The organism is Paenibacillus sp. FSL K6-0108 (genome assembly GCF_045040695.1).
GTDB classification, from domain to species: Bacteria; Bacillota; Bacilli; order Paenibacillales; family Paenibacillaceae; genus Paenibacillus; species Paenibacillus pabuli_B.
This window is the reverse complement of record NZ_CP150288.1, coordinates 5,525,724-5,542,580: the sequence shown is the minus strand read 5'-3', so window position 1 is coordinate 5,542,580 and position 16,857 is coordinate 5,525,724. Positions and strand designations below refer to the sequence as shown.

At 44.7% G+C, this 16,857-nt stretch carries 14 protein-coding genes and 1 pseudogene; all 15 read left to right on the top strand.

The window, feature by feature from the left end; translation table 11 throughout:
• The first annotated feature begins 2 nt into the window (after positions 1-2).
• The 15 genes and pseudogenes from MHB49_RS25265 (at position 3) to MHB49_RS25195 (ending at position 16,644) form a co-directional block, all read left to right on the top strand.
• Positions 3-692, top strand: a complete 690-nt coding sequence (locus MHB49_RS25265) for an iron-dependent peroxidase (RefSeq protein WP_405153413.1) — start codon at positions 3-5, stop codon at positions 690-692.
• 32 nt (positions 693-724) lie between these two features.
• Positions 725-3,376, top strand: a complete 2,652-nt coding sequence (locus MHB49_RS25260; protein ID WP_405153412.1) for a molecular chaperone — start codon at positions 725-727, stop codon at positions 3,374-3,376.
• Positions 3,377-3,407: 31 nt separating this feature from the next.
• Complete coding sequence (locus tag MHB49_RS25255; RefSeq protein ID WP_405153411.1) at positions 3,408-4,181, top strand: DNA and RNA helicase; 774 nt, start codon at positions 3,408-3,410, stop codon at positions 4,179-4,181.
• A 33-nt stretch (positions 4,182-4,214) separates the two neighbouring features.
• Entirely contained in the window at positions 4,215-4,850 is a 636-nt protein-coding gene (locus MHB49_RS25250) for a hypothetical protein (RefSeq protein ID WP_405153410.1), read from the top strand.
• 21 nt (positions 4,851-4,871) lie between these two features.
• Positions 4,872-6,287 (top strand): phage baseplate assembly protein V, encoded by a 1,416-nt coding sequence (locus tag MHB49_RS25245; RefSeq protein ID WP_405153409.1) that lies wholly within the window; start codon positions 4,872-4,874, stop codon positions 6,285-6,287.
• A 37-nt stretch (positions 6,288-6,324) separates the two neighbouring features.
• Positions 6,325-7,431: a pentapeptide repeat-containing protein gene (locus MHB49_RS25240; RefSeq protein ID WP_405153408.1), complete on the top strand. Its 1,107-nt coding sequence runs from the start codon at positions 6,325-6,327 to the stop codon at positions 7,429-7,431.
• Entirely contained in the window at positions 7,431-7,946 is a 516-nt protein-coding gene (locus MHB49_RS25235) for a hypothetical protein (protein WP_405153407.1), read from the top strand. Before MHB49_RS25240 ends, MHB49_RS25235 begins: the two co-directional genes overlap by 1 nt.
• A gap of 16 nt (positions 7,947-7,962) precedes the next feature.
• On the top strand, positions 7,963-8,397 hold the full coding sequence (locus MHB49_RS25230) for a DUF4280 domain-containing protein (protein WP_247903255.1): 435 nt from the start codon (positions 7,963-7,965) through the stop codon (positions 8,395-8,397).
• 2 nt (positions 8,398-8,399) lie between these two features.
• Entirely contained in the window at positions 8,400-11,630 is a 3,231-nt protein-coding gene (locus tag MHB49_RS25225; protein ID WP_405153406.1) for a hypothetical protein, read from the top strand.
• Positions 11,631-11,648: 18 nt separating this feature from the next.
• On the top strand, positions 11,649-12,152 hold the full coding sequence (locus MHB49_RS25220) for a hypothetical protein (RefSeq protein WP_405153405.1): 504 nt from the start codon (positions 11,649-11,651) through the stop codon (positions 12,150-12,152).
• Between the two features lie 860 nt (positions 12,153-13,012).
• Positions 13,013-13,276: a hypothetical protein gene (locus MHB49_RS25215; protein ID WP_405153404.1), complete on the top strand. Its 264-nt coding sequence runs from the start codon at positions 13,013-13,015 to the stop codon at positions 13,274-13,276.
• Positions 13,263-13,633: pseudogene (locus tag MHB49_RS25210) on the top strand (HNH endonuclease); the annotation flags it as partial. The gene MHB49_RS25215 and the pseudogene MHB49_RS25210, both read left to right, overlap by 14 nt.
• Entirely contained in the window at positions 13,630-14,097 is a 468-nt protein-coding gene (locus MHB49_RS25205) for a DUF6985 domain-containing protein (RefSeq protein WP_405153403.1), read from the top strand. The pseudogene MHB49_RS25210 and the gene MHB49_RS25205, both read left to right, overlap by 4 nt.
• A 122-nt stretch (positions 14,098-14,219) precedes the next feature.
• Complete coding sequence (locus tag MHB49_RS25200; protein ID WP_405153402.1) at positions 14,220-16,124, top strand: hypothetical protein; 1,905 nt, start codon at positions 14,220-14,222, stop codon at positions 16,122-16,124.
• 22 nt (positions 16,125-16,146) lie between these two features.
• Positions 16,147-16,644: a hypothetical protein gene (locus MHB49_RS25195; protein ID WP_405153401.1), complete on the top strand. Its 498-nt coding sequence runs from the start codon at positions 16,147-16,149 to the stop codon at positions 16,642-16,644.
• Positions 16,645-16,857: the final 213 nt, after the last annotated feature.

Sequence of the window (16,857 nt, the reverse complement as noted above, 5' to 3'; positions counted from 1 at the left end):
ACATGAATTATATATGGGATCTGATTATTCGTGCCAAGCGTAATGGAACTGATCTGAGAGACGTAACTTTTGTTCCTGCACGTGTATATTCGCCATATATGGAATTAAGTCATACAAACCTGAATGCTTCAGAAGTGGAACGTACGATTGAAGTCAATCCGTATTATCGTTTTTTTGATATTTTCAGGGATTTGTTCGATATCAATAACGAAGAGCAGGTGGAATTGCGGGAGACGCTCTTTGACTTGGTCATTCATTTTCTGGCGGATATGGATTTGATGCAGGGGATGAATAAAAGGGAGTATTATATTCGCTTTATTCTGAAGGATATGTATTCCGGTGTATACGGGAAACGGATACGGCGGCGACTGGAGTTGTTCGGACGAGAGGAACAGGAAGTGATCGCCTGCAATATGCTCCGTCTGTACGATACGGGAGAGGCCGTTCATCTGCTGAGGGATACCCTTGTCCGGATGTTCCCGCGTTCAACCCTTTATGCCAATTGTGAGGAGAAGGATGAATTGCTCTTATATATTGGTCAGGCAGAACGGACGGAAGCGAAGGAGAAGCTGGAATTGATTCTTGAACTCTTCCTGCCGGTTCGTTTTGACACGGAAATATACTGGGGGCATCATTTTGGCATTCTGGATGTGGACTATACGATGATACAGGACGGTATTGCCCTATATTAAGCAGCATCAGCAGTTGTAAGGAGGAAGTATAGATGAACGGCTATTCATACCGATTGTATCCCGATGCCACGGGCAGGGAACGGGCCAGAGGAACCATGCGTTATACGCGCGAAGAGTTGATGGACATGACCACATTTCAATTACGGAATATTTGTTACAAGGAGCGACTGGTTGAGGGATTGGGGCCCCGCACGGAGCGTGAAGAACTGATTCGGATTATTCTGAAATTTTTGGGAGCGGACGATGTATTGTGGATCGATCAGTCTTTGGAAGGCGGATTCGAGCGCATACAAAAGGCCATTTCTCGTCATATGACGGCTCCTATGAGCAGTGATGGAGGTATCAGTGTGCCCGCGCGGCTGATTCTGTACGAAGGATTGAAAGTGGACAAGCTGGATCAGTACGTAGTCACGGCACCGGGTGGTTTAACCGAATCCAACGTACTTTTGGTCAATGAGAGTATGGAGCTGTGTGGCATCTTTAATCTGGTTAAGGACGACTCCGTATCCGGAACCTTTTATTTGACGGCAGGAAGTGGATCGACCTGGAAACGATCGGGCAACAGACAGTACAGTCTTCTCTTTTTCCGTAAACGCGATTCGGAATATCTATATCAGACCTATTACTCCAGCAGGCCTCTTCCTCCGGTTCATATTCAATATACTCAAATTCCACTGGCCGATCTGGACATCCGGGAACTTGAACCGACAGACGCTGTACTTGCAATTGACTTTGGCACCTCCAATACGACGGCAGGCGCCTATTTGCATAATGGTTATATTCAGGCACCAAGCAGCCAGGATTTGCTGAATGGGCGGGTTCGTATGGATGCCATTAACTATGTGGCTTTTCCTGACCCTACATACAAAGACACGGACTGGATCGAGGTTCTGCCTACGGCCATCGGTGTGGCGGAGTGCTCGGATCCAGCGAATATTCGTTACGAGTTCGGCTACGAAGCGCTGCGAAGCATGCGTCGGGGAGGGTACAGCAGCCGGGCGAGTGTCTTCCGCAGCATGAAGCGCTGGGTGAACAATTACAACAAAATGGAAGAGATCGTCGATGTTCATGGCAATGCGGCCATGGTTTCCCGTATGGATCTGCTGCGTGCGTACATGAATTACATCATCCGAACGGCAGAGCATCAGTTCAAGTGCAAGTTTCGCCATGTGCATTTTACCAGTCCCGTGAAGATGAAAGCACAATTTTTGCAGATGTTCGGAGAGATGCTTCCGGATTATCGGATTGAACAGACGTATGCACTGGATGAGGGAATGGCTGTGCTCTATAACACCCTTGCCGACGGGATGGAACGTGGTGCTTTCATGGAAGGGCAGACGTATCATGCGCTCGTGATTGATTGTGGCGGTGGAACAACTGACTTGTCATCTTGTGCATTTACGATCGAGGATGGACATATGGCGTACAAGCTCGATATCCATACCACCTACGAAAATGGGGACACGAACTTCGGAGGTCACAACATTACCTATCGTATTATGCAATTCATGAAAATTGTATTCGCCGACTATTACAGCGGACGCCGTCAGGTGACGGATATCGATAGCCTGATCGAGGCACCGGGTGCGGATGTGTTCCGTCAGGTGGACGAAGAGGGTGTGAAGTCCGTCTATCAGAAGCTGGAAAAACGCTATGAGGAGGCAGAACATATCATCCCTACCGCGTTTGCGCGCCGAGAGAATCGTTCACGGGATGAGTACCTGCGGGTGAGAGGCAACTTCTACTTTCTGTGGGAAATCGCAGAAGAGATGAAGCAGCAATTTTTTCGCAAAACCGGCATCTTGCGTAACCGATTCCACTCGGAGATGGAGGACGATGGGGATAGTGACCTGCAGATCACGACCATGGAACGTTGGTTTCTGTCTGTGGAACGTAGTGGTGAACTGAAGGATGAATATGAGTTCCCCGATGTGGTGTTTAATATCAAGGAAATTACCCAGCTGATTAAGGCTGATATCTATGAGGTGGTCCGCAAGTTTTTGGATGATTTCTATCGGCAAGGGCGGATGAGCCAATATTCGATTATCAAGTTGACAGGTCAGTCCTGCCGCATTGATGTGTTTCGGGAAGCGCTAAAAGAGTTCGTTCCAGGCAGAAGCATTGAGTTTCGGCAAAAACCTGCGGAAGGGCGTGTGCCTGATCTCAAACTTGCCTGCCTTCGAGGGGCGATTCGTTATCTGAGTGCCCGCAAAACAGGAAGCGTTCAAGCCGACATCACGCATGATGCCGCTGTAATTCCTTATACCGTAAGTGCCTTCACTCATAGTGGACGTGAAAAAATGCTGATCAGCAGTCTGGATCGGAGTGACGGCATTCCGGGCAGCATTTCCCGTCCATTCGAGACGGCAGAAGTGGAGTTGTACCTGAGCGGAAGCGATGGTCAACTGAGACAGAAATTCGTCTATGCCAACCGTCCGGATGCCTATAAAGAGGTGCTCTACGAAGACATCCGGGATCAGTACGGAGATAAAATCCCGCAGGATGATACGGACTCCATCGTGAATGGAGAAACGAAGTTTTTTGTTTTTCCGGATGACCGTCATTGGGGGTTTCATGTATTGCCGGTTGCCCGCAGGAATGAACGATTGTATCTGGGGCCGCAGAAGCTGCTTCCATTTGAAACAGACTTGTCGGAACTCGACTTCTTTGACGGAATGAAGTGAGGACCAAGAGCAGAAAGGAGGGACACCGCTCATGTTCACATATTCGTATCCGCATTTTAACAAGGGAAGAATCCTGAAAACATCCATGTTGGAGGGGCTACGCGATTTCCCCAGAGACTACATCGAATTGTACTATCATGGTTATGCAGATGGCATTCTTGCAGGTGCAGAGGTAGAAGTGTTCCCGGACAAGTTGGTCGTCTCCCCTGGGATGGTGCTGCATAAAGGAAGACTATACATGCTGACAGAGCCTATGGAACTGGCATACCAAGCTACGGGCCGGGTCAATGTGCTGAAGCTTCGGTTTACCGCGGAGGAGACCGTGAGTGACATGACGATAAGCCATTCGAAACTGCTCTTGGATGAAGAGTCAACGTGTACATCGAGTGAGTTGGAGCTGGCTCGATTCAAGCTTAAGGAAGGGGCTAGGCTGCGGCGAGACTACCAGACCTTTGCCGACTTGGCAACGGAGTTCAACACACTGCATGTCATTCATGTCGCTTATGCGGCTGAAGGAGCCAGCACGCTATCCCCGATTGTTATGAAAGATTATGCAGAAAGGCTGCTTCGAACGGGAACCTCGGACCCTCAGGAGCTTGTCTTTGCCATGATGTGTCTGAACGAAGGAACAGTTGCGCGCGGCGTCATTTTGCATCACATTGCCAGTCGTTTGGGGCTGGAGTACAGAGAATACGATAATGCTCAGATTCACCGATATCTGGATCGTATACTGGCGAATGCAGCTCGGGGAACGGGACGTTCGGGTATGCCGGTAGGCGGACCGCATCGTATGATTGTGGATTGATTCATCAAAAAGGAAAGGAAGTGTGTTCTTCATATGGAATATCTTGATCGCAAAGTGATTCCAATATTATATAGCCAACGTGGAAATGAAGTGGATGATCAGAATGGTGAAGTAGAAGAGGCGGTTAGATTGGCATATAAATCACAGGCTGTTGATTCAGCAGAGCTGCCAGCGAGGCTCCGTATTGGAAAGGAGAATGTGTTTCTACAACGCACTGAGTTGTACGACAGTAGGGTAAGCATATCCCTTCCCCGTTCGTTGCGTTTAATTTCAGAGAAGGAAGCGAGCATAAAGTATCCTTCGTCTCATCGGCCGGAATGGATCTACACGAACGACTCGGGCACGGTCAATTTTACGTTCAACAGGTTGGAGCATCGAATTTCGGAAGCGGAACTGACTTCCTTTACCGAAACGATGGCGAATGTTGTTCGCGGAACGCAGCCTGTCAGACAATGGGACAAACACGGCGTTCTTACTACAGAAATGGGACATGTCATGGGCTATTGCCAGTTTTCCGTACAGGGGTTGAATAATCAGATTTACAACCATATCGGTTTTTCGATTTTGGACCAGTCCGTTCTTGTATACGGATTTAATTGCACAGATGAAGAAAAAAGGGATTGGCAGGAGCCTGGCGAGATGATTCTGAACTCACTTGCGATCCTTTGAGACTGAAAGGAGATGGGGAACATGAGTCTGACTTATGAGAATCTGCTTATTGAACCATATGAACTGCTGCATTTGCAAGAACTTACGATCCGCAAAAAGATGAATGAGCACACTCGGCTCGTGTTTAAGGGTATGGTGTCCGAAGAATGGAAAGATCGCTATGTCGATGTAACGGACCGTGATACTTCCATTGAAGTATGGCAAAAAGATGAGGATGGAAACAAAAGTCCGTTGTTCAAAGGCATTCCGTTATCTGTTGAAGTGCAGGTTGTGAGAGGTGTATATACGCTCCAAGTGGAGGCTATCTCGCATGCATACCGGATGGATATTACAAAAAGGACGCGAACGTTTCAAAATGTCAAAATGACGTTGCCCGATTTGCTAAAGGAACTGGATCAGCATTATCCGGGACTTGATGTAATTGATGAGGGAACAGGCGGGGCCAAGATCGCTAAGGTTGCTGTGCAATATCAAGAAACGGATTGGGCATTTCTCAGGAGACTTGCTTCTCGCTTTCACACTAGCTTGATGCCTGCCGCCCAGTTTGATAGCCCAAAATTTTATTTTGGCATCTTTGAGCACGGAAATTCAATTGACTTAGACAATACACGCTATACAATCCGCAAAAATATGACGCCATTCATGTACTTTACAGAGAACGATACGTTAAAGGTCAATGAATCGGACTTCATTATATACGAAATCGAGACAGACCAGGTCATGGAGCTTGGACACCATATTACTTTCCGGGGCAGGAGCCTATATGTGACTGAGGCATATACCGAGCTTGTGGGAGGGATCGTGAAACACCAATATGTACTTAGCCTTCATAGAGGACTGCGACAAAAGACATATTACAATCCATTAATTGCTGGAAGCTCATTGCTTGGTCGTATCCTTTCAGTACATGGCGGTCATGTCAGGGTGCAGCTGGACTGTGATGAACAACAGGAGGAAGAGGAAGCGTTGTGGCTGCTGTATCAGTCGCCTTACATTGCAGAGGGGCAGACAGGTTGGTATGTCATGCCTGAAGTGGGGGATCCAGTCGCTGTCTATTTTCCAACGCAAAATGAAGAAGAGGCCTACGCGACAGGAGCACCTCGTCTGGATAACCAGATAACCGGAACGAACCAATTGAACAAACCGGACCATAAAATTTTCCGAACGCCCTATGGAAAGGAAATCAGACTGACACCAGATTCCATTTCCATTAGCAGTAAAGAGGGCGAGGTGTTCATTCGGCTCAGCGGGGACGAGGGCATCCAGATCATCGGAAGCCAGCAGGTTCGGATGTCTGCTGGGGGCAATATCTCGCTCAAAGCCGGGAAGAAAATAACATTATCTGCTGATTCGCAATTGTTGCTCGAAGGTGGAGGAGGAACGTTCAAATTGGATGGACAGGCAAAAATGAGTGGATCGGAAGTGAAAGCCAACTAGCATGGTATGACAGAAAGGGCAGGAGGGGGAAGTTCCGATGGTTCGCAAGGAATCTGTATTACATTTTTATACCCATCAGGTGAAACCTGCGCGGGACAAGCTTATGGATGATTTGCAGCATACGCTGCATACAAGGCATGCGGAATTGACAGCCGAGTTCTTGAGTCATTTCAGGTTTATGATTCAGAAAGTCAGCGATGTGCAAAAGCGTGGAGCGAAAGGACGGATCGCTTATATTCAATATTCTATGCTGCGAACTGAACTTCTTGGAGGAGCTATGAATGTTCTGGTCGAAGCATGCGATGCTTCATGGCTACTGGATCGCGCACCCATCCGTTCGTTCTATTCTTCCCATTGGGCTTATGAGTGTCTTGAACGGATGCTCAATAGACTAAGAGAAGAACTTCCTCGCTATCAAGGAACCGTTACAGCGGTAGAACTGGACCGAATCATGTTACAGGAAGCGGCATTGGTGAATCGTTATATTATGCATTTTATACGCCGTAGCTGTCGCGCGCTGGAGGACTTTGAGTGGAACTCTCTTATGGAACTGGAACAGATATTCGAAGTACGTGTGGGAGAATACTTGGATGCCAGCGAGTGCGTGTTTCGTCTTGATCTAAGGAATAGGAGCATTGAGGAGATTGGTGAGGCATTGGAAGAAAGTGATGGTCTGGAGGTCATGTACGCGCACTTTCAGGGACTGGATATGAGCGAAATGGAATGCAGCGATCTGGATTTTCGTTACAGCCGTTTCGATCGTATCGATATGCATTCTACTTATTTTCAACGCTGTGTCCTGATAGGGTCACGTTGGCGCAATTGTAGTCTGGAGAACACCGATTTCACCGGAAGCATTCTATACGGGGCAGATTTCAGCGGGTGTTCTCTGGAAAATGCTGTTTTCAGGGAGATAATAGGGGAGGCAGGACATCCGGAAGGACTCGTTCAGGGTCCAGAATACGATGCGCTTAACTTCGAGAATTCAAACCTTTCAGGTGCTGACTTCCGAGGGGCACGCCTTCGTGGAGCCATATTCCGTGGAGCCAATCTAACAGATACGTTATGGGATGGTGCTGATGTGGAGGATGCGATTTTTGACGATGTCGAGAGGAGGCGAGGGTTATCCGATACTTTCGTCTAGTGGCCGATCCCAGATGGATACACCGCGTAGAGACAGAGCCTGTCGGTGAACTGCAACGCAGGACCTGGAATCAGGCTTTTCATGATTCGGGCAGTGAGCATACAGCCATTAACCTTTATGTGCGAAGTGGATTCCATGTGGATTATACGGATTATTTGGAACAGCCGGTTCCCTTGGTTTCAAATGAATTGATTGAAACACTTATATTGTATTGTCCTCAGCTTAAGCGAAGGGCTACCGTATTAACGGACAAGGAGCGAATGACCCAAGAGACGTATTGGGCCATTCAGCCTCCTGCACTGGCAAACGTATTATCTCCTCATACTTGTAGGCGAATGGATGGAAGTCTGGAGCGGATTGTGCTAAAGCAAGAATTCCCTGAGGTACCTCTGTTCCAATTGATGGAGCTGCGCGAAACCGTGATCATTGTCAATCTAGCGTTGGCGGAGAGCATTCTGCGGCGAGATGTCGCAGGAGTACAATTCATTCCGTTGGACTTGGAACAAAGGAATTAGAAAGGGGAGGTTATGGATGGCGCGAAGTCAAGATCAGGATGCCCAGATTCATACGGCTGGAGAAGCCTCTAAAAGCTATGTCGTTGCAGGAGCAATACTTAAATGCAATTGCGGGACGCAGCGTACACGATTGAAGATACCGTTCAGTCATGGCGTATATATCAAGGGGAAGGCGAAGATGACTGTCGAGGATTATGTTCCAGGTATTCATATTGGATCGTTCGGTAACTGTTCCAATCCAATTAATCCAGTAGTGGCGGCAAGCACGATGGTTGACATCTATGGGGTTAAAAAAGCGCCTTGCGTTCCCGTGCTGACCATGCCTTGGCTTCATGGAAAGGGAGATACCAAAGTGGAAGGGAAAGCTGCACTGCTCAGTCACTGTACGCACAAGTGTCTGTATGGCGGAGATATCATCATAGAGAATGACGGACAGCAGTTGGACTTTTGACGATGAGTGAAATTACGGAGAAGAAATCGGATAGTATCGGATATGAACAACTTCGTCTATATTGGCCTTATCGTGCACAGTGGCTAGAAGGCGTGCAAATTACCCGCCAAGTGAACGAGCATGCGAAACTCTACGTCAGCGGTATAGTTCCGGAAGAGGATGGGCCGGGCATTCTTCAGGTTCAGGCTGAAGGGGAATCTATCGTGCTCAGACAAGTCGATGAAAACGGCATATCGGTGAGGAGACTCTTCCATGGCGTAATGACCTCGCTCTCGGTTCATTTGTCGGGAGGGGTCTATCGATTCGAGCTTGAAGCCTTGTCCAACTCCTATCAAATGGATATCCGAATTGAGGAACGAGCCTTTCAAAACAGAGGCTGGACGTTCAAGGAACTGATTCAGTTCATCATGAAATCCTACCGCTATTCGGATGTCATAGATCAGGTTACTGGGGATACCGCATTGAGCGGACTTGTTCTACAATATAAAGAAACCGATTGGATGTTCCTGCGTCGGCTTGCCTCGCGATTCGGCACGGTGTTGGTTCCCGAAATCACGGCGGCGTCACCCAAGCTGTTTATCGGTTTACCTACGGGTAAGCTGTGGAAGTGGCCGCAAGACAAGCCCTATCAAGTGCGTAAAGAGCTGGGCGGAATCGACTGGCGCGGCTCTGGAACGAAAGATCGATATCTCATCCATGGACCGAAGGGCACGCAAGGCGTATTGCAGTATACGATGGAAAGTACCGATACCTATGCACTCGGAGACAAGGTCGAATTGCCCGATAGCAGGGAAATGACCGTGGTGTATGCCCATTCGCGCCTGGAATCCGGGCTGCTCATGACGACCTATCGCATGGTACCCGAGGAACAGATTCGCGTGCCAAGATGCGACCTGTCAGACCTGATTGGGTTATCGTTGTATGGCGAGGTGGTCCGCGTTATTCATGACCACGTCCAGATCGAATTACCAATGGACGAGGGCCCGATGACGCAAGGGGCTGCCTGTCCTTACCCGGTCGCGCCAGCCTATGCTGCGGAAGGGCATAGCGGATTATACATGATGCCGGAGATCGGGGATCATGTGGAATTATATTTTCCAAGTAGCCTGGAGTCCAGCGCATACATTCGTCATTCCATCTCGGAGGGCAAACGTTCTGCTAACGAGGGGACGGATCATAAAGTCTGGGGCCATCCTGCCGGAAGCTCTATCGGCATGTCGCCTGAGGAGGTTACGCTGCAAGCCGGATACGGGGTAACGATTACCTTGAATGAGCAGGGTGTACTATTGGATAGTCCGGGACATCTGTCGATTCAGGGTAGCAACATCCTGCTTGCAGCCGGAAAGATCGAGGCCACTGCACCGGAAGCGATATGGCTGCTTGGTGGAGGTGGCAGCTTCATTCTGGACGGGGAGGCCAACGTGCGAGCAGGTCTATTGCAACAGGAGGGTAGCAACAAAGCGCCTGTTCATGTGGCGGATCTGCCTCCGGAGCCGGAGCCACCGCTGATGCCGATTGAGGAGTACGAAGCGGCTCAGGCCGCAGCAGCCGCAGAGGCTGCTGCAGTGACGCAGGCATCAACGACGAACCCGAAAGATGGATCGTTGGCTGGAGCTGCGTTGGCCATCACTGCTATGATTCCGATCCTGGGAGCTCTAGGGGGGATTGCTGCCCAGACAGCCATCGGCGTAGGCATTGCTGCCGTTGCCACGGGTCTCATCGCGAGCGTGCCGAAGATAGGCTCCTTCAAGCCTTCGGCTCTGAATTTGCTGGACCGATTTACGAATGGTTTTGCTGAGCTGCAACAGCAGGAGAACGAAGCAAAATGGACGATGCTTGGTAAAATGCTGACGGCCGCCAAAGAGTTGACTACATCGACTTCGGTGACCGATTTCTTTAAGAAGTTGGAACAACAGAACAAGGAGATTAGCCTTGCTTATGAGCAGATTCCGAGTTACTTCCGTGAGAAGTGGGCGCATGAAAAAGCCCAACGTGACCTGCAGAAGTCGCTGGAATTTTTCAAGAGTGTGGAGAAAGACGATGTTCAACATCAAACCTTCTTTTCCCCTTACTACCAAGAAATTTCATGGGCATTAGACAGGGCGGGCATATATCATAATATTACCGTCGAGGAGGTAAAAGATTATAATTTTTGGTTGCGTCAGGACCTGACATTGGAACAGATGAAGTATGTAACTCAATTGATTTACAATCCGATTAGCGATGAGAAATTCGTAGAGATGATCTACGATCATGAGATGCATCGCGATTTAATAGAGAACGGAACGATGATTGGCGGTAATCTAAGGGTAAGAACGCCAGACATTGAAGGAAAGGTCATGCAAGTTGTTGGTAACGGATTTAAAAAAGCCGCGACATTTGCGAAGAAGAAATGGACAGACGGCCAGAAAATGAGGATCGTTTCTGGTGGAGGAAACGATTGGAGCGGGGATAAGTCGAAAAAAACGGGACAAGCAAGTTCTGGTGGTAAAACAGAAGGTGAACCTGAAACTAAACCTAACCAAGCGGGTAGTGATCAGAAGCCACCAAAACAGAAACCAGGAAGTACCGAAACTAAGACGAATCCGGAAAAAAATGCGACTCCAAATGAAGTGAATTCATGGAAGAAATCTCTGCCAAATAAGGTTGAGGGTAATTCTGAAGCGGACACTAAACCACCCAAGCCACCAAAACCAGAAGGAGAACAGGATACAAGCAAACCGAAGGAAAATACGGAAGGCACTGAGGGGACGGGAACGGCTAATATACTAAAAAATGTTACTGAAACAGAGAACAATATTAAAAATTTACCGTTAGAACATGGTCAATTTTTTGATAAACACGGAAATTTACTAGGAGATATAATTATTGGTACTGAAAGTGCTATAAATCTTAACCCTTATAGGCATTTAGGTAAGGATGCAATATTTACTCATAATCATCCCAAAAATGGGTCATTTAGTATACAAGATATGGAAACTGCTGTGGATTTCAATATGGCAGAAATGAGGGCAGTAACTCCGAATGGGAAGATCTATATTATGAAGAGAGGAACTGAGGGGTGGAAAGTTGACGGAAAACATATGGAATTTGTTTATCAATTCGTACAGACCGAGTTGAAAGCGGACCCCACATTCAACAATCTATACAAAGCAGGAATGATAGATAAGGCAATGGATATATATTTTCAAAGAATAGCAGAACGAATAGGCGGAATTTATAATCGCTATTAATAAGGAAGGGTGACAGACATGAATAAGAGTTATCTTTACACCAAGCCAAGTATTATAGGAGTGTTAGAATCAAGAGACGAATTTGATAGTATAGGTTCCTGGTTTGATGATAACACCCCAGAGTTGCTTAGAAAAAAAATTTATGAGAGCCCTTTAGATGAGATGATTATAGAATTAGTGGAGATATTTAGAGAAGGAAATCCAAATTACAAAAAGTTAGCAGTTTTATTTGGTTTTGTTGAAATTGAAGAGGGTGAGCAAGAAGAAAGAATAATATGGAAATTACAAAAAATTGAACGGAAAGATGATGATTTGACTAAAGTTGTAATGCACATTGATGCAAAACATTTAATTATTCAAGATTTATATTTATATGTTAATGAGTTACCTCTTCTACAAAAATTAAAAGAAAAATTAAATGTTCAATTTAAGGATATAACTTTACAAGAAATAAATAATGCGTTTGTAATTATAGAAAAAGAATGTGATATAAGTATTGTTAAAGATACTGATAAGATATAGAGAAGAGTTTTTGTTGAACTTATTTTAAGAGTATAATACATCTTTAAAGTAAGACCTTATAATAACAATTAATAATCATACACGTAAATACTTGATAAAAAAACGTCTAAACTTTCAAGACTCATCCAACTTAATCAACAAAAGGGGGATGAGTCTTCTTTTAATAGAATACGAGTTACTCAGGTATAGAGAGAATATGATTCTTTACAGGGGTATGGAATTTAGTGCGACATATAATCAGGCTCCGAGCTAATTTGGGATAATTGAGTTGATCAACAAACATGCCGGCAGTTGAATGAAGCGCTAGAAGGTAAAACAGAATGATATCGAATATGAGATGTTTTTCGGCCCATTTTTAATGGCATTGCGAAAGATATCAGATGATTAGACCTCACCGCTGATGAGCTTGGAGACTATAACTACTGGTTGGGTCAGAACCTGACATTGGAACAGATGGAATATCTGACACAGTTAATTTACAATCCGATCAGCGATGAGAAATTCGTAGAGAAGTAAAAGATTGGAGGTAAGGAAATCAAATAAAATTGAAGGAGAAAACAATGGTTAATTCAAAAAAATTGCAATTGGCCTACAAAAGGTATGTCAAAAATTTTGTTGATAGTAATGCTGTAAATGAATACGAAGAAGGTAAAAAATGTTGAAATCGTCGATATTAATGATACAGAGAGTGATCATATCCTATTAATTGATATGGATAATATATCTTCCTTTTGGTTAGATGTCTGGAAAAATGACGTATTGATAAAAAACGGTCGAGATGTGAGTGCACTAAAAAAATTCAACAAACAAAATTTTATCAGTGCATGGGTAGGCATATTTATAAAGATCGTTATCCGAATATGAAATTGATTGATTATTCTTTGGAGTATAGCATCATTGCATTAGTACACTTCAATTTATACGGATGGGTAAAAGAGGAAAAGATATTTTTTGATTTTATAGTCAAATATCTTGGAGATAATTTAATGGAAGCAAATGATTGGAATCAACATATCTGGTTTTTAGTAGAGTTGTATCTACAACACACCAATCAAACAATAGAAGGAACTAATAAAAATGTTCACTTGACTGTGAAGTCCGCATTAGCATTCACCAGTAGCTAAAGCAGAAGTGCAAATTGAGTATATGATAGGTGGAAAAGGCACATACGGAGGAGCGGCGAGAAGAGCTAATTTTGCTCAATCAGATCAAAGGTTAGCTGAACAACTTAATAATTCTCCTGAAATAGCACGTCAATTTGGTATGGAGTCTGGTAAAATTACTGCTAAAGATATAAAGATTTATCGAGATAAAAATAAACAACATGGCACGAATTAAATGATGTTAAAACAATGCAGCTAGTACCAACAAAGATAAATAGTACTTTTGGGCATTTTGGAGGTGCGGGAGAAATAAATGCAGGAGCGTTTGAACCTGGGGGGGGGGTTCTAATAAACAATAAAGAGGAGATCACACAATGATAAAAAATGATCCTGTTTTTGGAGTGCTCGAATATAACTATGGTTGGACTAGGAAGACTATGTTTCAATTATTCGGAGGTGAATTTGAAATTACATTGATGATTGATGGCGATGAAGATGGAAGATTTGATGAAAAACAATATACGGCATATCAATCATTAATACAAGATTGGAAACAAGTGCAATTTAACTTATTACAACCTATTTTGGATTATTACAGACAAAAAAGGAGTGAATTGGGTTATGATGTTGCGTTTAATGAGAATTATCCATTAGTTGAAACAACAGCTCAACTGATGAAGATGATTACTTTAGAGGGGATTGTTGTTCCGTATGGAGACATTAATGAAGAACGTGACATTGGAGTTCTTTTTAGTTGTACATGGGATTCAGAGAATGGTTTAGGGTTGCGTTTATTAGATGAAGAAATAGCTGATGTAGGATACCAAGATGTTGCAATTTGATACAAGGCTAATTAAATCGTATAGCACAACCATATCCAACGAACCCAACATTAAATGATTCAAACATTTGATTAACATTCAAAAGCTCTTTCCCACTTGATTTATGAGTTGGAGAGAGCTTTTTGCGTGTCGAAAATAACCAATGGCTACTTGGTGGAGGTGGCAGTTTCATTCTGGACGGGGAGGCCAATGTGCGAGCAGGCCTATTGCAACAGGAGGGCAGTAACAAAGCGCCCGTTCATGTGGCGGGTCTGCCACCAGAGCCACCGCTGATGCTGATTGAGGAGTACGAAGCGGCTCAGGCTGCTGCTGCAGAGGCAGCCGCATTAACCCAGGCCTCGACGACGAACCCGAAGGATGGATCCTTGGTTGGAGCTGCATCGGCCATCACTGCTATGATTCCGATCATGGGAGCGCTAGGAGGTATTGCTGCTCAAACAGCCGTCGGTGCTGGTATCGCCGCCGTGGCCACGGGTCTCATCGCGAGTGTACCGAAGATAGGCTCTTTCAAGCCTTCAGGGCTGAATTTGCTGGACCGATTTACGAATGGTTTTGCTGAGCTGCAACAGCAGGAGAACGAAGCGAAATGGGCGATGCTTGGTAAAATGCTGACGGCCGCCAAAGAGCTGACTACATCGACTTCGGTGACCGATTTCTTTAAGAAGTTGGAACAACAGAACAAGGAGATTAGTCTTGCTTATGAGCAGATTCCGAGTTACTTCCGTGAGAAGTGGGCGCGTGAAAAAGTCCAACGTGACCTGCAGAAGTCGCTGGAATTTTTCGAGAGTGTGGAGAAAGACGATGTTCAACATCAAACCTTCTTTTCGCCCTACTACCAAGAAATTTCATGGGCATTAGACAGGGCGGGCATATATCATAATATTACTGTCGAGGAGGTAAAAGATTATAATTTTTGGTTGCGTCAGGACCTGACATTGGAACAGATGAAGTATGTAACTCAATTGATTTACAATCCGATTAGCGATGAGAAATTCGTAGAGATGATCTACGATCATGAAATGCATCGCGATTTAATAGAGAACGGAACGATGATTGGCGGTAATCTAAGGGTAAGAACGCCAGACATTGAAGGAAAGGTCATGCAAGTTGTTGGTAACGGATTTAAAAAAGCCGCGACATTTGCGAAGAAGAAATGGACAGACGGCCAGAAAATGAGGATTGTTTCTGGTGGAGGAAGCGATTGGAGCGGGGATAAGTCGAAAAAAACGGGACAAGCAAGTTCTGGTGGTAAAACAGAAGGTGAACCTGAAACTAAACCTAACCAAACGGGTAGTGATCAGAAGCCACCAAAACAGAAACCAGGAAGTACCGAAACTAAGACGAATCCGGAAAAAAATGCGACTCCAAATGAAGTGAATTCATGGAAGAAATCTCTGCCAAATAAAGTTGAGGGTAATCCTGAAGCGGATACGAAGCCACCCAAGCCACCAAAACCAGAGGGAGAACAGGACACAAACAAACCGAAGGAAAATACGGAAGGCACTGCGGGGACGGGAACGGCTAGAATACCTAAGCCAATTGACCCCCGTGGAGACCCTTTTCAGTTTGTTCCTAATTTTAAACAGGAAGAGATTGCTGTACAGACATATGGAAAATTAAGATCCACTGGTCTAGATGCCGTAGAACTAGAAACCTTTTCACGGAATACAGGACTTAGTTTCGAAGAGGCAAGTCAGTTAAAAAAACATGTAATACTTTCAGAACATATTAATTTAGTTGATACTGTTAACGGCAAGTACTATTATAAAGGATATTTTGACCCGGATATTGATATTGCCTATGGATGGAAAAAAGCACTAGAAGGTGAATTGTCAGTAAAGGAAAAAGCATGGTTTAGACAATTAGCTGACCATGAATTGGCAGAAAGTAAAATGATGCAAGAAGGATTGCCGTATCGTGATATTAATTATTTCAAAGATGGCACAACGAACGAAGGTACAAAAGGTGCTCATGAGTTAGCACCACCACAACCCGGCGGGTTTCCTGGGTTTAAACCAAAAATTTGAGGTGGAAAAATTGAATTCTAACTTGGAACAAGCCAAAGAAAGAATAAAGAGTATTAACTGGGAAAGTAACACGATGGATAAACCTTCATATGCAATTTTAGTAACAGAGTTTATTAGAAGAGGTAATATTTTTATGGATTTCAACTCCAAGGAGGATAATAGACGTGCAGTATTTAATGCAGCAGAAATAATTAATTTTGATGTACCTGTTCATATAAAAGAAGAATTTAATAAATTGGTAAATGAAGACATTGATTGGGTTACGAAGTACCTTTGTACTTTTTATCTTGAATGGTCATACGTAGTAGACCAACAATTGCCTATTGCTCTACAGTTTCACGATCTATATGACCCGATTATTAAGTTGTTTGAGAGAGGTGGAAGAATCAGTTATCATCATAATGAGTTAGTATGTGGGAAACATGCATGGCCGCGTAATTCTGGGGCAATAACTAGGGAACTTTCCCCAAGGGATATTAAAGATGAGGTTCTGGATGCACTCGATAATGAAAAAAATTGAATCATAGAGTAATAAATTTTTTCACAAGACGGATTGTAATACGAAGTACGATAAATTTCAGAGGCTATTCTAACTTGAACAACGGGTAGGAATAGCCTTTTTTGTATGCCTAAATTCAAAAGGATAATAAGAAGATCTTATAAAATTAGTGATGTGATGTTTATGAACTCTACTCATTCACTTTTTTGAGTTTATTTGTATAGACACCCATAC